We start from the raw sequence: 16788 nt of genomic DNA on the forward strand, positions 1-16788 counted from the left end.
AAACAACCAAGTCCGCTTGTTTGCCCGCCATCCCAGATGCTCCTGCTCGTCCAAACAGCACATATACAGTGATGCTTACTTTAGTTCCAGGTGACTAGAGCCAATCGACATTCAGAGGATGACGAGCCGAAAATGGTGGTTTTCCGTGACCCGGAGCGCAGCCTACTCAAAGTAGGTGAGCACCGGAAGCACGGAAAAGCGTCATTTGCAGGCCGCCGTGACCCGGAGCGCAGCCTACTCAAAGTAGGTGAGCACCGGAAGCACGGAAAAGCGTCATTTGCAGGCCGTCAGGGCTGAATGTCGATTGGCTCTAGTCGCTGGGGTGCAGCAGCCTCTTGGTCATGGGCAGGCTGATGTGCACCTTGAACGCGCCGGGCGTCCAGTCGATGGTGCCCGAACCGTCCAGTTCGAACGGGATCGTCTTGGTCAGCATCTCCGTGCCGAAGCCGGACCGGCGGGCGGCTGTCGGGCTGTCGCCGCCCTTTTCCTCCCAAAGGATGCGCAGCACCGGGCCGGCCGGTTCGCGGTCGCTCCACCATCGGACCCAGACCCGGCCGCCGTCCGACCCGAGCGCGCCATATTTGATGGAATTATTGCCCAGTTCATGAAAGGCGAGGGCCAATGTCGTCGCGGCCGAGGTGCGCAGCCGGACATCCGGCCCCTCCAGAAAGGCCTGTTCCCCCGCACGGACGGCGAACGCCGCCAGCTCGTCCATGATCAGGTCGTGCAGTTCAAGTCCATGGCGTTCCGCCAGGGCCAGATTGGATTCGATCCGGGCGATGGCGTCCAGCCGTCCCAGGAAATGGCTGGTGAGATGGTCGACGGAATCGCTGGTCGCGGCTGTCCGCCGGAAGATGGAGCGGACGGAGGCGATCAGGTTGCGCAGCCGATGCTGCACGTCGCGCAGCAGATATTGCCGCGCCGCCGCCTCCAGGGCGTCGACATTGCCGAACTGCACGACGCAGACGCGATAGTCGGGCGTCGTCACCAGCACGGCGGCGAACAGTCGCGCCTCGCATTTGCCGTCGTCCCAGCTCAGCCGTGCCGTCGACTCGCCCGATGCCGGCACGACCAGCCGCCCGCCGATCAGCCGGTCTGGCCGAATGCCCAGCAATTCCGTCAATGCCGCATTGGCGCGCAATATATTGTCGTTGGGCCCGACCTGGATCTGGGGCAGGGGAGAGGCATCGAAGAGGGCGAGGAAGTCGCGCCAGCCGTCGGTCGGGGATGGTGTCGTCACGATGCCTCTTGCGCCGCCGGATGCAGATAGGAAGGGTCGAAGGCGCAGACGCGCTCCAGCGCTGCGAGATCCGGCACGACAAGATGGCGCCGGTGCAATTCTATCAGCCTTTGGCGACGCATTTCCTGCAATATTCTGTTGGTGTGCACCATCGTCAATCCCGTTGCGTCCGCCAGTTCGAGCTGCGTGACGGGAAAGTGGAAGCCGTTGCCGCTGACCAGGCCCACTTTCAGCAGCCGGTGATAGAGTTCGCAGAAGAGATGGCTGAACCGTTCCAGCGCGGTGCGTCGGCCCAGATTGACGCACCACTCCCGCTGTATGGACGCGGTGATCAGGGCGTTGATCCACATCGCCTTGGTGATTTCGGGATGGGCCAGCGCGATCTCCTCGAACTGGCTGCGTCCTACTTCGGCGACCCTGACCGGCGTGAGCGCGGTGACGCCATGGTCGGCGCGATGGAGCAGGAAGCAGAAGGGATCGCACAGATCGCCCGGCAGCAGCAGGCTGACGATCTGGCGGCGGCCGTCCTCCAGCATCTTGTACCGGGCCGCCCATCCCTCCAGCAGGAAGAAGATGGAGGTCAGCCGGTCGCCCTGGGTGAACAGGTCCGTGCCGGTGCGCAGCGGTTGAAGCGCCCGACCGGCCAGGCCGTTGATCACATCCCGGTCGCGCCGGCCGAGCGGCCAGTGCGCCGCCAGTTTCTGGGCAGTGATGCTATCCTTCATCGCAACCTGCGGGATATCGAGCGATGACATGGCGCGTTTCCACCTATGTTATTTTCTGCCGCCCATTCCCGTGCGACGGCTGGCGGGAGAGGAGAGATGAATGATGGAAGGGGTGACCCCCGGCGCGGTTCGCGTGCTGGTGGTGGAGGATGATTATTTTCTCGCGAGCGACCTTGGCGCCTTGCTGGCCGAAGAGGGGTTTTCGGTGATGGGCCCGCATGGCAGCCTGTTCGGCGCGCTCAAGGCCATTGCGGAGCACTTGCCTGACATCGTCATGCTCGACGTCAATCTTCAGGGGGAGATGAGCTATCCCCTGATCGACGAGCTGGTCGCGCGTGCCGTGCCGGTGATCATCGTCACGGGCTATGACGAGCAAAGCCTGCCGTCGGCCTATGAAAGCTGCAGGCGGGTGATCAAGCCCTATTCCCGCACGGACATATTGGGGGCGATCGGCATGGTTCTGGCCGGCACGGACCACAGGCTCTGACATCGGGCTCTCCCTTTCTTTCCGAACCGGTCGTGCGCTGGACATTCCGCCCGACCGGGGCGTCTGTCATTCACACCGATGGTCTGCCCTTGCTCATATCGGTGGGGCGGGGAAGGGACAAGGCCATGCATCCTGCGTGACAATGGCAGTGGACCGGCCGGCGCCCGGACGATCGGCGAGGATAGGGCGAGTGGCATGGCAGAGCAACCAGCGGCAGGTCTTCCTGTTCCCCGGCGGATATTGATCTGAGTTAATAATCGCCTGCTTTCCGGGCGGATGACATATCGGGGTCGCCGCGCCATGGCGGGACGAAAGCTCAACCCCGGCCGCGGATCGAAAATTCCGACATCATCTGAACCAGCGCTTCGAACCCTTCGTCGCCCTTTTCCAGCGCATCGTTCAAGGCGCGTTCGATGATGTCGGAAACGAAATGGGAAGGGCCGGCATAGGCGAGGGACCAGGTGACGAAATGGCGATGCGGGGCTTCGCCCGATGCGATCGTCTGAACCTCCCTGTGGCGCCGGTCGCGCAGGATGCTCGCCTTGAGGTTTTCGATGGCGGCCGGCGCGCCCTCCAGATATTGGGCGAAGCGGTTGCCCGTGAACAGCAGCGCGCCCGTCACTTCCAGCGAGCGGTTGCGCGGAATGGAGACCTGGACGATCTCTTCCATGTGTTTTTCGGCTTGGGTTGCATCCAACTGGCTGGTGCTAATATAGGACCATCGAGCAAGCATGCGACGATGATGCCATTTGTCTGAGGAAAGTAAAGGCGAGGCGCATGATGGGACTGAAAATGCGCCCCGCCGGTTCCAGGCCGGCCTCAGCGGAGGAAACGGCCCCCGGCTGTCTAGGAGATGAAGGTTAATGCAACCGCTCCGGGCGATACCGTAAAAATACCTATTTCCCCGCTAATCGGCGTGCAAGTCCAATCATTTATGGGATTCCGCGAATCTGTGGGAACCCGTATGACCGAGCCGCTAGAAAAGCCGTCCGACGACCGGAGCGCGATGATGGAGAAACGCCGGCACCCCCGGCAGACCGTCTTCAAGACGGCATTGCTCTATCCGGTCGTCGAGGAAGCGAACCTGTCTGTCGAAAATGTGTCCCATGCGGGACTGAGCGGACGGTGCGCCCTGTCGCTGAGCTTGCACCAGCAGGTGCATGTGAGCTTCGACGACGCCAGCTTCCGTACGGCGGAGGTCCGCTGGATCAACGGGCCCAAATGCGGTCTTCTGCTTGAAGAGACATTGCCCTGGATTCCGGGCGAGGAGCCTGATGCGAACCCCGCGCCCCAGACCTACGAGCCGCGCAGCCGCCGACTGGCGGTCGATTTCTCCGCAACGCTGGTGACTTCCACGCCCGTGTTGATCGGGACGATCCGCAACCTGTCGGCCGAAGGGATGATGATCGAAGTGGGCGGTCTGGGCGAAGGTACGCGGCTGCTTGTGAAAACCCGCGGCCTGGATGTACGGATGGGGCGGGTGCAGTGGTCGAGCGGCGGGATGATCGGGGTCTTCTTCGAACCCCGCCGGACGGCTGCGAACTGACGCGATAAAAAAGAAAGGATCGGAGCCGAAACCATTGGCGGCTTCGCGCGTTGGCGCGGGAATGATGGTCTAGGCAATTGGCTATGAACCCAGGATGTCCAGTCTATATCGTGGACCACGACAGCAGGATGCGCCAGGAACTGGTGCGAATCCTGCGCCGGGAAGGGTTCGGGCCCGTCCCCTTTTCCTGCGGTTCCGACTTTATCGAGGCGCTTGATTTCCTGGCGCCCGGCATTGCGGTGATGGAACTGCATCTGGCCGACATGGCCGGGCCGGCGGTTCAGCAGGAACTGTCCGCGCAGCGGGTGGACATCCCCCTGATCGTCATGACGGCGTCGCGCGATATTCCGACGGCGGTCGACGTCATAAAGCGGGGCGCCATCGACTTTCTGGAAAAGCCCTTTGCCGACGGCCTGCTGCTCAAGGTGCTCGCCAATGCCTGGCCAATGCTGGAACGGAACATCGAGATCCAGCGCCGGCGGGAAGCCGCCGCAGCCTATTTCGGCAGCCTCACCAAAAGGGAGCTGGATGTCGTGCGCGCGCTGAGTTCCAGCGGCAGCAACAGGGATGTGGCGGACGCGCTGCAGATCAGCATCAGAACTGTGGAAATGCACCGCGCCAGCATCATGAAGAAGTTCGGCGTCAAGAAATTCTCCGAAATCATCCGGTTCTTGCCCGATTCAGGATTACCCTGACCTGTTGAATATGTGAAATCGTCGCCATCATTCCCAATATACAGGATTGGAAATGACAAAGATGGATGTTCCCGGCCCCATATTCGGGGGCGGGATTGTCAGAAAGAAATGGACCGATCTCAGGCAGGCATCTGATTGTGAAACATCGTCTGCGTTTACCCCATGGTTAATGGTGAAAAAACCGAAGCAGGACAGGGTCCCGGGTGACGATGATTTCGGATATTTCAAGTCGCAGGAAGAATGCAGGCGGATAATAGGCAGATATAAGAAGGTGGCGGACGCCATGATTTCCGACGAAGAGGAATCGGGTGTCGACTGCCTTTGCTGAGCCTGTCGACTTTTCCATGAAGCGCTTTTGCGATTCGGCGATTTTCCTCAGCTTCGCGCCTGGCGGCAGCGCAGGGCGGCCATTGAGGCGAGCAGCATGACGCCCGCTGCAAAGGCCATGGTCCAGATCGGCTCCGTCGGGAAAAAATGCCGCATGATCGTGCCCATGACGGTGGCCACCAGCAGTTGCGGGATGACCACGAAGGCGTTGAACAGCCCCATATAGATGCCGAGCTTCGCCTGCGGCACGCTGGAGGCGAGCATCGCATAGGGCATGGCGAGCGTGGATGCCCAGGCGATGCCGATGGCGACTTCCGACAGCAGCAGCATGCGGGCGTCGCGCAGGAACAGGAAGGAAAGGAAGCCCAACGCGCCCAGCATCAGCGCCAGGGCATGGGTCTGCGCCTGGCCGATCCGGCGGGCGAGCGGTTGCAGCAGGAAGGGTGCGGCCAGGGCGGCGACGCCATTATAGGTGGCGAAGAGGATGCCGACCCAGTTGCCGCCCGCATTATAGGCGGCGCTGGCGGGATCGGCGGACCCGAAGACATATTGGGCGACGACCGGCGTGGTGTAGATCCACATGATGAACAGCGCGGACCAGGTAAAGAACTGGACGAGCGCAAGGCGCTTCATCATCGCGGGCATGGCCGCGAAATTGCCGACCACCTGGGTGAGCAGATTGTCGGTGCGACCGCCCCGGTGCAGCCGGCGCGCCAGCATCCGCGCCGCGCCATAGCCGGCCAGCAGCGCGCCGAGCAGGTACAGTTCCTTCTCCAGCGACCGGATGCGGACGATCGCGACGACGGCCAGCCCGGCGACGATCCAGAGCGTGCCGCCGGGCGGGATGGCCGGGACAGCGTCCCTTTCAGCGACTGGCTTGCCCTCCGACGGTTCGAAGCGCGTCATCTGCTCGGGCGAATATTCGCGGGTGGTGAGCACGGTCCACAACACCGCCAGGAACAGGGCCGCGCCGCCGATATAGAAGCTGATCCGCACCGTGTCGGGAATGCCGGACCCGCTGGCGACATTGGCGACCCCCAGCCGGTCCAGCAGCCACGGGGTGGACGACCCGATCACCGCGCCCGCGCCGATGAAGGCGGTCTGGAGCGCGTAGCCCGCCATATGCTGTTCCTTCGCCAGCATATCCCCGACAAAGGCCCGGAACGGCTCCATGGAAACATTGAGCGAGGCGTCCAGCACCCACAGCATCATCGCCGCGGCGAGCAGGCCTGGCGCATTGGGCATGCCGACCAACGCCAGCGCCGCGAACAGCGCGCCCGCGAAGAAATAAGGCCGCCGCCGCCCGAAACGGCACCATGTCCGGTCGCTATAATGGCCGATGATCGGCTGGACGAGCAGCCCCGTCAGCGGCGCCGCGATCCACAGCAGCGCCAGATCGTCCAGACTCTCGCCCAGCGACTGGAAGATGCGGCTCATATTGGCGTTCTGCAGCGCAAAGCCGATCTGGATGCCGAAAAAGCCGAAGCTGATGTTCCACAGGCCCCAAAAGCCCTGGCGGGGGCGGGACTGCGGTTCCAGATTATCTTGCGCCTGATCCATGCGTCCCCAACCTTTGCTTCATACTTATTCCTATCCCCGTTCAGGCTCAGGGCGAACGGCGTGGGGTATCTTATCGTATTGAGCGCTTGCCCTTGCCCCCACCCGCCACGAAGCGGATCGCTTCCCCCCCACCCGGCGCGAGATCGATGCTCAACACATCCCCCCTCTTCACCGCCTTCTTCTCGATCACGATCGCATGACGCGCCTCGGTGCGATAGTCCGCCCCCGGCCCATCCCGATAAATCTCCGCCACATAGGACCGCCCGGCCTCCAGAAAGTCGAGCTTCACCTGACTGGAGCGCGCCTCTTCATCCCCGACCGCGCCCAGATACCAGTCATTGCTGCCCTTGGCCTTGCGCGCGATGGTCACATAGTCGCCCACCTCGCCATTCAGCACGCGGGTGTCGGACCAGTCGGTCGGCACATCCTTGATGAACTGGAACGGCCCCGGATATTTCGCGTAATTTTCGGGCGTATCCGCGGCCATCACGAAGGGCGAGTACAGCACCACATAAAGCGCCAGCTGCTTGGCGATGGTCGACTGGATCGCGCTCCCCTCCGATCCGGACAGGCTGAGCACGCCCGGCGTGAAGTCCATCGGCCCACCCAGCATCTGGGTGAAGACGAGATTGGCCTCATGCTCAGGCGGATTCTTGCCGCCGACCCAGGCATTATATTCCATGCCGCGCCCGCCTTCGCGCGCCACCCAATTGGGATAAGTGCGCCGCAAACCCGTATCCTTCACGGGCTCGTGACTATCGATGCTGACCTTATATTTCGCCGCTGCCTGCACCACGCGCAGATAGTGGTTCACCATCCACTGCCCCTCATGCCATTCGCGATGCTGCGAGCCGTCGGGATCGACCCGCTCGATCTGCCCGGCATCGGTGACATAGCCGGTCTTCACCACCCGCTCGCCATGGTCCGCGGCCCATTTGAACGCGCTGTCGAGCTGCCCGTCATAATGGCTGGCCGATCCGCCCGTCTCATGATGGCCGATCAGCGTCACGCCCTTCGACTTGGCATAGGCCGCCAGCCCATCGGCATCGAAATCCTCGGTGGGCTGGGAGAAGTTCATGCCCTTGCCATTGCCGAACCAATTGCCGTCCCAACCGACGTTCCATCCTTCGACCAGCACGGCGGGGATGCCGTTGGCGGCGGCGAAGTCGATAGTGCGGCGGACATTAGCGGTGGTCGCGCCATGCTTCGGCCCGCGCGCCCACGTCCACTCGCCCTTGATCATGTTCCACCACACGCCGACGAACTTGCCCGGTTTGATCCAGCCCGACACGTCGCCCAGCTTGTTGGGTTCGTTCAGGTTCAGGATCATATGGTTCATGTACAGCCCAGCCGCATCGTCCGCGATGGCGATGGTGCGCCATGGCGTCGAGAAACCGGCGTCCCGCGAAACCTTGGGCGCCCCGGAACCCGGCGTCAGCGCGGCGCGGAATATGTTGCCCTGCGCCCGCGCCAGGTTCATCCCCGCATAGTCCACCAAAGCCGCCTCATGCAGCGCGACATGGGTGCCGCTGGCGAGCTTCACCGTCATCACCGTCTGCGCGGTCCCGACCGCATCGAGCGGCGTCCTGTTGTAGAGATATTCCTCCCGGTTCCATTCGAAGGCGGGCTTCCACCAGGCGGTGCCGCCCTCCGCAAAGGCGAACTGGGTCAGTTCCTCCGCGATATTGGCGTGGTGCAGATGGGCCTGATCGGGCAGCGTGTAGCGGAAGGCCACGCCATCGTCGAACAGGCGGAAGGTCACATCCATCTCGCGCTGAAGGTCGCTTTTCTCGCGAAAGGCGAGGCGGATTTCATTGTGATGGTCGCGGATGCTGGACCATTCGCCCCAGGGCTGGGTCCATGTCGTGTCGCTCTTGCCGGTCTGGCTGTCGGCCAGCGTCAGGTTGCGCTCGATCTTCGGCGCGTCGGTGAACATGAAACCAAGGCGGCTGTCCGCGATCAGCGCCTTGCCGTCGCGCTGCACGGCGTAGCTGGGGCGGCCTTCATTATCGAGGCTGACGGTCAGCGTGATGCGGCCATCGGGGGAGGCGGCCTTGGCTACCACATCGGCGCGGGCAGCCACCGGGGCCAGCGAAAGCGCGAAAAGCGGCAGGGTGAGCGCGGTCAGTTTCTTCATGATAATTCCTTTTGAGTCTGCCCTGACGAGATCAAAGCGCGACGTGCTGCCGCGGAGGCAGGAGCCCAGTTCAGGTGGTGGGACTGGTTGCCTGCCTACGCAGGAACATTGTACGATGCCTTTAAACGCGCGCGACAAGGCCGGAAGCTGCGGGGAAATGCCATCCTTCGACTCCGCCGGTCGACAGCAATGGCTGCCAATGACCCGCCGGCGTCCATGTCACAGGCTCGTCCCCAAGGTTGAACACGCACAGCAACCGCTCGCCCTCATGCTCCCGCTCGAACGCCAGCAATTCCTCCGGCGTCTCCAGAAAATCGATCGCCCCCACGCGCAGCGCGGGCGACCCGTTGCGCAGCGCCAGCACCCGCCGCGTCCAGTGCAGCAGCGAATCCGCATCCGCCTCCTGCACATCCACGGCGAGCGCGCGATGCGCCTCCCCGACCGGCAGCCAGGGCTTGGCCTCCGAAAATCCCAGATAGGGCGCATCCGCCCGCCACGGCATCGGCGTCCGCGCTCCGTCGCGGGAAAGCGTCAGCGGCCAGTTGGCGATGGCCTCCGGGTCCCGCAGATCCTCGAACGCGATGTCGACCTGCGGCAGTCCCAGTTCCTCGCCATAATAGAGGAAGATATTGCCGCGCAGGCAGGCGAGCAGCAGCATCTTCATCCGGCAATAGGCGTCCGGGTCCACCCCCTTGGCCCATCGCGACACCGCACGCGGCGCGTCATGATTTTCGAACGCCCAGCTCGGCCAGCCCGTATGGGTTTCGCAGGGCCATTTGACGAGCGCCGTCTTGAGGAATTCGGCGGTCAGTTCCGGCGCATAGAGAAAGTCGAATCCATAAGCCGTATTCAGCCTGCCGTCGCCCTGGGTAAAGGCTTTCATCTCTATGTCGCTGTCCGCTCCGCCGACTTCGGCCACGGTGAATCGATCCCGATATTCATCGAATACTTGCCGGACTTTTTCCAGGAACAGCGGAATGTCCGGATGGCTCTGGCTGTACTTCTTGATCTGGAAGTCGAACGGCCGCGTCCGCACCTTGCCATCCTCCGGCGCGGGCGGATTGTCGCGCAACTCCGGATCGTGCATCGAATGGTTGATCGCATCGATGCGGAACCCGTCCACCCCCCGGTCCAGCCAGAAACGGATGATGTCGAAGACGCTCTCCTGCACCTGCGGATGATGCAGGTGCAGTTGCGGCTGCTGCGCCAGAAACTGGTGCATATAATATTGGCCGCGCCGCGCATCCCAGGTCCAGGCCGGGCCGCCGAACACCGACTGCCAGTTGTTGGGCGGGGAACCGTCCGGCTTGGGATCGGCCCAGACATACCAGTCCGCCTTGGGATTGTCGCGGCTGGAGCGGCTTTCGACGAACCAGTGATGCTCCTCCGACGTATGCGCCCAGACCTGATCGACGATGATGCGCAGCCCCAGCTCATGCGCCCGCGCCGCCAGCGCGTCGAAATCCTCCAGCGTGCCGAAGATCGGATCGACGTCGCAATAATCCGACACGTCATAGCCGAAATCGCGCATCGGGCTCTTGAAGAAGGGCGACAGCCAGATCGCATCCACCCCCAGCGACGCCACATAGGGCAGATGGGCGGTGATGCCTTTGAGGTCGCCGATGCCGTCGCCATTGGAGTCGGCAAAGCTGCGCGGATAAATCTGGTAGATGGCGGCGCCGCGCCACCAGGGGAGGGTCGTGTCGGTCATTGGGGTACGGCACTCCGGACAGCGCAGACGCTGTAGCTGAGAGGGGGGAGGGAGACGGCGATGCTGCCGGGGGCGGAAGCGCGGGGCGCGCATTCGGCTCCGGCCAATGTGGTGAACTGGTCGGACCGCGCATCGACCTCGACCTGCGCCCTGATCGGCGCGGTGGACGTGTTGAAGGCGATCAATGTTTCCGCCCCGCTCTCCGGATCGAAGCGGGAGAGGGCGAACAGGCCCGGCTGGTCGCCCCGCGCCCGGATGACCTCCCGGCCGCGCCGCAACGCCGGATGGGCGGTGCGCAGACGGGCCAGGGCGGCGATTTCCCGATAAAGCGGATGGCCGGTGTCGAAGCGCGGCGTCGCCGTGGTGGCGTCGGTCCCCAGCAGGCGGTTGTCGTTATAGCTCGCGACCCGGCTGCCGAACATATCCTCCCGCGCATCCTGATCGCCGCCGTCCCCGACAAAGCCCTGCTCGTCGCCATAATAGACGGTCGGCACGCCGCGCATCGTCAGCAGCATGGCGTTGGCCAGCATCACCCGGCGCAGCGCTTCCTCATCGCTCGCCTGCGGGAAAGCCTTGCGCACGAAGGTGGCGAAGCGCCCGGCATCATGATTGCTGACGAAGGTCGGCAAGGTCCGCGCCGTCGCCTCGCCATCGCGATAGAGCGCGTCGCCGGTCAGCATCCGTTCCCAGATCGCGGTCGCGCCGCTGCCCGCGACCGTCTCCAGCGCCGCCTGCCGGAAGGCGAAGTCCAGCACCGCCGGAAAGCCGCCCTCCTTCGTATGCCAGGCGAGCGGCCCGGCATCGACCGTCTCGACATAGACTTCCCCGAAAATATGGAAATTGGGGATGCCTTTCGCCCTGGCGCGGGCCTGCATCGCGGGAACGAACATCTGCCAGAAATGCGGATCGACATGGCGCGCCGTGTCCACCCGGAAGCCATCCACGCCGAAACGATCGATCCAGCCGCCGAAAATCTCGATCATGCCCGCGATCACCCGCGGATTCTCCGTCATCAGGTCGTCCAGCCCCGCAAAGTCCCCCATGGTCGCGCTCTCGCCCGAATAGGTCGTTTCCCCGCGATTATGATAGTAAATCGGATCGTTGAGCCAAGCCGGGTTTTTGACCCGTTCCTCGCCCTTGGGCACATAAGGCGTATAGGCATAGGACGGGTCGGTCAGCCTGGCGAAATTCGCTTCGCCATGATCCTGATCGCCCGTGAAGCCCGCGTTGATCGGCTTGCCCTCGACGCCGCCCTGCCGCTGATAGGGATAGTCGGCCCGCGAACGATAGGGGCATGTCGTGTCCGCATTTGTGCTTGGGCATTCCCGGTAACGGATCACGTCCGCCGTATGATTGGCGATGATGTCCATATAGACCTTCATCCCCCGGCGATGCGCGGCCTCCACCAGCGCCGCGAAATCGGCGTCGGTGCCGAAATGCGGATCGACATGGGTGAAGTCGGTGATCCAGTAACCGTGATAGCCCGCGCTTTCCTGCCCCTTCGGCCCCTGCACCGGCTTGTTGCGGAAGATCGGCCCGACCCAGATGGCGGTCGCGCCCAGCCCCTGAATATAGTCGAGCCGCCGGATCAGCCCTTTCAGGTCGCCGCCATGATAGAAACCCTTGGAGGCGGGATCATGGCCGGTGACGAGCCGGTCGCCCTTCAACCCGCCCTTGTCGTTGGCCGGGTCGCCATTGTCGAACCGGTCGGGCAGCAGGAAATAGATGACCTCATCCTCCGGCAGCCGCGCCCGGAAATCGGATGGCTGGGCTGCCGGCGACAGGGCAGGGAGGGCCAGGGCAGCCAGCGCGGCAAACAGCATCGCCTTCCTTCCACGCATGGCGTTCCTCCCTTGGCCTTCTGGCTTGATCGCAGCGGCTTTCATAGGGGGTCTTAATCGGTTCGCACCCGCCGGGCCAAGCAGCCGACATACGTATTCAAAAGCTTATCTTTCCAATATCCGGGGCAGGGCGTAGGATCGCGCGATGGCCGTGAACGAAAAACCGACGTCCTTCGACATCGCGACGCTTGCGGGGGTTTCCCAACCGACCGTGTCCCGCGCCCTGCGCGGCGACCGCACCGTCAGCGAAGCCACCCGCAAGCGGATCGAGGCCATCGCCCGCCAGCTCAATTACACGGTCGACAAGAACGCCTCTTCCCTCCGCCGGGGCAAGAGCAACACGCTGGCGCTGCTGTTCTTCGAGGATCTGTTGCCCGACGAAAGCTATATCAACCCCTTCTTCCTCTCGATGCTGGGACCGATCCTGCAAACCTGCGCCAAGCGTGGCTATGACCTGCTGACCTCCTTCCAGCAGCTTTCGACCGACTGGCATGTCGATTATGAGGACAGCCGCAAGGCCGACGGCATCATCCTGCTGGGCTATGGCGATTATGAAAGCTATCGCGCCCGGCTGGAGCAACTGGTGGCGCAGGGCACCCATTTCGTGCGCTGGGGATCGGTCGACCCCAATGCATTGGGCATGACCATCGGCTGCGACAACCGGCGGGGCGGGCGCGAAGCGGGGCAGCATCTGATCGAGCGGGGGCGCCGGACCATCGCCTTCCTGGGCGATGCGTCGAGCCGTTATCCCGAATTCCGCGACCGCTATGCCGGACTGACCGAGGCGATGGGGAAGGCCGGATTGCCGGTCGACATCGGCCTGCATGTCGACGCCCTTTCGACCGAACAGTCGGGGCATGAGGCGGCCAGCCGCCTGATCGCGCGCGGCCTGCCCTTCGACGCGATCTTCGCCGGGTCGGACCTGATCGCCATCGGCGCGATGCGGGCGCTGGACGAAGCGGGCATGCGCGTGCCGCAGGATGTCGCGCTGATCGGCTTCGACGACATCCCCGCCGCCAGCCTGACGCGCCCGCCGCTGACCACCGTCGCCCAGGACTATCTGCGCGCGGGCGAGGTGCTGGTGGACGCGCTCATCGGCCAGATCGACCGCAAGCCGGTGGAGCCCACGCTGCTCGCGCCAAGGCTGGTCACAAGAATGACCGCCTGACTTCTCCCCTCCCGCAAGCGGGAGGGGCCGGGGGTGGGCAAGCCGCGCAGCGGCGTTCCTCCCTAACCGATAGTGAAGAAGCTCGCTCCGCTCGCACCCACCCCTAACCCCTCCCGTCTACGGGAGGGGAACATAAAAAGGGAGGACCGCCACCCCTGAAAGGGGCGGCGGTCCGGGGGAGAACTGCCTGCGTGCAGTCAGGCAGTCGGGGGGACTTTAGGCTGTATCGACATTCAGAAGATGGCGAGCCGAAAATGGTGGTTTTTCGTGACCCGGCGCGCAGCGTACTCAAAGTACGTGAGCACCGGAAGCACGGAAAAACGCCATTTGCAGGCCGCCAGGGCTGAATGTCGATGCAGCCTAGAACTTGTAGGTCAGACCCAGATAATAATCCCGGCCATAGCGCTGATAGTCGATCACCTGCCGCGGATCGTCATTCTGATAGGTGACGAAGGGCTGATCGGTCAGGTTCTTGCCCTGCAACAGGATCGAAAGCCCCTGAAGCGGCCCGGACTGGAACTCATATCCAATCTGTGCATCCAATATCCCTTCCGCCTTCGCCGTGCGGAAGGTCGGCGCCGCCGAAAGCCCCGCCACCTCGCCCAGGAATGAGGAGCGGTAACGATAGCTCACCCGCGCCTGGAAACCCGCCTTCTCGAAATAGGCGGTGCCGCTGGCGACCCATTTCGACAGGCCGGGCAGGGTGACGCTTTCGGTCGGATTGCTGCCATATTCGACCTCGCTATGCGTATAGGACCCGCTGGCGAAGATGCCGAAGCCGTCGAGCGCCGGGCTGAACAGCTTGAACGGCAGCGATGCGGTCGCCTCTACGCCCATGATCGTGCCCTTGCCGGTATTGGCGGGCGACTTCACCAGCCCGATATAGCTTCCGTCGGCCAGAATGGCGTCGCGCTGATCGGCCGGCAATGTCGGCAGAACGGCGGAAAAGTCGTAAGCGATATTGTTGTTGGGATCGACGAAGTCGGTCAGGTTCTTGAAGAAGCCGGAGACCGATACATAACCGCCGCCCCGGAAATATTTCTCCAGCGACAGGTCGATATTGGTCGACTGATAAGGACGCAGGAAGATGTTGCCGCCCTCTGACTTGAACGGACTGAACTGCGGATCGGAAGATCCGATTCCGACATAGCTCAAATTATATTTGAACTCCTGGTTGATCCGCTCCTGGTCCAGACGCGGACGCACCATGGTCTGCGCCGCGCCCAGCTTCACGAAGAAGCTCGGCTCCAGTTCCACCGAAATCTGCGCGCTTGGCAGGACGTTGGTGTAGCTGTCCTTGCCCGACACCGGCAGTATCGTCACCACGCCGTTGGCGAAGTTGGAAATCGTGCCGGTAGAGGCCTGCCGCGAATGGATCACCTGCACGCCGATCGCGCCCTTCAGCGGCTTGCCGCCCAGTTCCCCGTCCATGCTGAGCTTGGCATAGCCGGTGAACACGTCTTCCTTCACCACATTGTCGCGGACCAGCGAGCCGGGGCGATTGTCATACACCGCATCCAGCACATTGTCGTACAGATAGAGCGGGTTCAGCGTCAGCATCGCCGGCACGCCCAGATAATCTAGCGAGACGTTCGATCCCAGCAGTGCTTCGTTCGGCACCGCCACCGATCCCGGCGTCCCTCCGGCGATGGTGCAGTCCGTGCCGCCCGGCGGGCAGAGGAAATAGGATGTATAGGCGCTGGTCTTCTTGCGCCGGCTATAATTGCCGCCGACTTCCCATTGGGAGAAGAGACTGCCCGAAATGTCCCCGACCAGGTTCGCGCGGAACGACTTCATGTCGTCGATGAATTTCGGCTGGTTGAGGAAACCCGCCTGCACCACCGCGGTCGTGCCGTTATAGCCCCAGCCATTGGGATCGGTCAGGCTGATGATGCCGGTATCGGTATAGTCGAGCGTCGGGGCGATGTGGAACAATCCGTTCGACTGGCGTTCCACCCGCACGGTGTCCGGCACGCCGGAACGCAGATAGCCGGTGCCCGAATAGGTCTCCAGCAGGAAGTCGGTGCGCTTGGCGCGCGACCAGCTCGCATCGACATTGAGTTTCAGCGCATCGTTCAGGCGGATGTCATTGTTCCACCCCAGCGAGATCATGTCGGCCTTGCGCTTGTTATAGTCGTTGCGCTGCACGCCATAGACGTTGCTGAAGGTCGCAGCGGTGACGAAGCCGTTGTCGATCGTCACGTCGCTGACGCCGACATCGGTGCCCCAGACCAGCGGGAATTCGATGCCGCGCAGCCGCTGTTCTTCCTCGAAATGCGACGCCAGCACGTCGAAGGTCGAATGGAAATCGTCGCTGGGCTGCCATTCCAGCGTGCCCACCGCGCCATAGCGCTTCAGCAGGTTCGATTGCACATAGGGCTTCGCGCCGCCGATGATGAGCGTGCCGTCAGGAGCGGAAGGATAGCCCCAGGAATTGAACCGTTCGTTCTGGGAGGGCGTCTGCGAGGCGGAAAAGCCCAGCGACAGGCCCAGCGTGTCGTCCGCGAACTGGTCGATATAGGTGGCCGAAGCGCGGTAGCCGTAGCGCTTGCCGTCGGGATTGAGCTTGTCCATCCCGTTCATCTGCCCGCGCAGCGACACCGCCATCACGCGGTCCTTCTTGTCCAGCGGCCGCAGCATGCGCAGGTCGACCGTGCCGGAAATGCCCGCCGCGATCAGCGCCGCGTCGGCGCTCTTGTACACATTGACGTTCTGGAAGAATTCGGACGGATACTGGTCATATTCGACGCCGCGATTGTCGCCCACCGTCACCTGCTCGCGCCCGTTGAGCAGCGTGGTGGAGAAATCGGGCCCAAGTCCACGGATCGACAGACGCTGGTCGCGCCCCTCCAGCCGCTGCGCCGTCACGCCGGGCAGGCGGGCGAGCGAATCCGCGATGGACACGTCGGGCAGCTTGCCGACATCCTCGGCGGAGATGGAATCCACGATCAGCACCGAATCCCGCTTCAGCTTCGCGGCGGAGGCGAGCGATGCGCGGATGCCGGTGACGACGATGGCCTCTCCCTGCGGCTCGGCGGGGGCGGCGGTCTCAGCCGCGGTCTGAGCGGAGGCTGCCGCCGCGACCGACAGCGAAGCGCCGGCCAGAAGGGCCGCGCGCAGGATGGAATGATGGGACATGTGCATTTGTGGACCCTCCCCAAGACGCATTGCTTGTGTTTCTTGCCGTCACCGATAGCCGCGCCGCCCATGGTCTGCACAGAATCCCACATACGTATTCAGTATGATCAGCTATCTATTTGAAAAAACATGACTATCGTGAAATTCCATCCGTCCGGCAGCCAGTGGCGCGCCGCTTTCCTCTACGGTTTCGGGGAATTTCGCTGCATGGAA

General features: G+C 63.2%; 13 protein-coding genes. 5 read left to right on the forward strand and 8 right to left on the reverse strand.

The window, feature by feature from the left end; translation table 11 throughout:
* Nucleotides 1-310: 310 nt before the first annotated feature.
* A complete protein-coding gene (locus A0J57_RS22500; protein ID WP_061940995.1) occupies nucleotides 311-1240 on the reverse strand; it encodes an HWE histidine kinase domain-containing protein in 930 nt (309 codons plus the stop codon).
* Nucleotides 1237-1995 carry a Crp/Fnr family transcriptional regulator gene (locus A0J57_RS22505; RefSeq protein ID WP_044662654.1) on the reverse strand — a complete coding sequence of 253 codons (759 nt, stop codon included), beginning with the start codon at nucleotides 1993-1995 and terminating at the stop codon, nucleotides 1237-1239. Before A0J57_RS22505 ends, A0J57_RS22500 begins: the two co-directional genes overlap by 4 nt.
* Before the next feature lie 70 nt (nucleotides 1996-2065).
* Here A0J57_RS22505 and A0J57_RS22510 point away from each other — a divergent pair, with 70 nt between their 5' ends.
* Nucleotides 2066-2452, forward strand: coding sequence for a response regulator (locus tag A0J57_RS22510; protein ID WP_044662653.1), 387 nt, complete (start codon nucleotides 2066-2068; stop codon nucleotides 2450-2452).
* A 316-nt stretch (nucleotides 2453-2768) separates the two neighbouring features.
* Here A0J57_RS22510 and A0J57_RS22515 read toward each other — a convergent pair whose 3' ends face one another.
* Nucleotides 2769-3185 (reverse strand): BLUF domain-containing protein, encoded by a 417-nt coding sequence (locus A0J57_RS22515; RefSeq protein WP_025547774.1) that lies wholly within the window; start codon nucleotides 3183-3185, stop codon nucleotides 2769-2771.
* Nucleotides 3186-3416: 231 nt separating this feature from the next.
* On the opposite strand from A0J57_RS22515, the gene A0J57_RS22520 reads away from it, so the two are divergent.
* The 3 genes from A0J57_RS22520 (at nucleotide 3417) to A0J57_RS22530 (ending at nucleotide 5021) form a co-directional block, all read left to right on the forward strand.
* On the forward strand, nucleotides 3417-3998 hold the full coding sequence (locus A0J57_RS22520; RefSeq protein ID WP_044662652.1) for a PilZ domain-containing protein: 582 nt from the start codon (nucleotides 3417-3419) through the stop codon (nucleotides 3996-3998).
* A 110-nt stretch (nucleotides 3999-4108) separates the two neighbouring features.
* Complete coding sequence (locus tag A0J57_RS22525; RefSeq protein WP_235600936.1) at nucleotides 4109-4693, forward strand: response regulator transcription factor; 585 nt, start codon at nucleotides 4109-4111, stop codon at nucleotides 4691-4693.
* Nucleotides 4694-4745: 52 nt separating this feature from the next.
* Entirely contained in the window at nucleotides 4746-5021 is a 276-nt protein-coding gene (locus A0J57_RS22530; protein ID WP_062017419.1) for a hypothetical protein, read from the forward strand.
* Between the two features lie 47 nt (nucleotides 5022-5068).
* Here A0J57_RS22530 and A0J57_RS22535 read toward each other — a convergent pair whose 3' ends face one another.
* From A0J57_RS22535 to A0J57_RS22550, 4 genes are all read right to left on the reverse strand, one after another.
* The gene (locus A0J57_RS22535) at nucleotides 5069-6580 is read right to left on the reverse strand and encodes an MFS transporter (RefSeq protein WP_061941000.1); all 1512 of its coding nucleotides are present in this window, start codon (nucleotides 6578-6580) and stop codon (nucleotides 5069-5071) included.
* Between the two features lie 70 nt (nucleotides 6581-6650).
* The gene (locus A0J57_RS22540; protein WP_062017421.1) at nucleotides 6651-8717 is read right to left on the reverse strand and encodes a glycoside hydrolase family 97 protein; all 2067 of its coding nucleotides are present in this window, start codon (nucleotides 8715-8717) and stop codon (nucleotides 6651-6653) included.
* Nucleotides 8718-8838: 121 nt separating this feature from the next.
* Entirely contained in the window at nucleotides 8839-10428 is a 1590-nt protein-coding gene (locus A0J57_RS22545; protein ID WP_061940412.1) for an alpha-amylase family glycosyl hydrolase, read from the reverse strand.
* Nucleotides 10425-12269 carry an alpha-amylase family glycosyl hydrolase gene (locus A0J57_RS22550; RefSeq protein WP_061940414.1) on the reverse strand — a complete coding sequence of 615 codons (1845 nt, stop codon included), beginning with the start codon at nucleotides 12267-12269 and terminating at the stop codon, nucleotides 10425-10427. The genes A0J57_RS22545 and A0J57_RS22550 overlap by 4 nt, the downstream gene beginning before the upstream one ends.
* Before the next feature lie 145 nt (nucleotides 12270-12414).
* On the opposite strand from A0J57_RS22550, the gene A0J57_RS22555 reads away from it, so the two are divergent.
* Complete coding sequence (locus A0J57_RS22555; RefSeq protein ID WP_061940416.1) at nucleotides 12415-13437, forward strand: LacI family DNA-binding transcriptional regulator; 1023 nt, start codon at nucleotides 12415-12417, stop codon at nucleotides 13435-13437.
* Nucleotides 13438-13797: 360 nt separating this feature from the next.
* Here A0J57_RS22555 and A0J57_RS22560 read toward each other — a convergent pair whose 3' ends face one another.
* Nucleotides 13798-16581 carry a TonB-dependent receptor gene (locus A0J57_RS22560; protein WP_061940418.1) on the reverse strand — a complete coding sequence of 928 codons (2784 nt, stop codon included), beginning with the start codon at nucleotides 16579-16581 and terminating at the stop codon, nucleotides 13798-13800.
* Nucleotides 16582-16788 lie beyond the last annotated feature (207 nt).

Origin of the sequence: Sphingobium sp. 22B, assembly GCF_001580035.1 — a bacterium.
GTDB lineage: Bacteria > Pseudomonadota > Alphaproteobacteria > Sphingomonadales > Sphingomonadaceae > Sphingobium > Sphingobium fuliginis.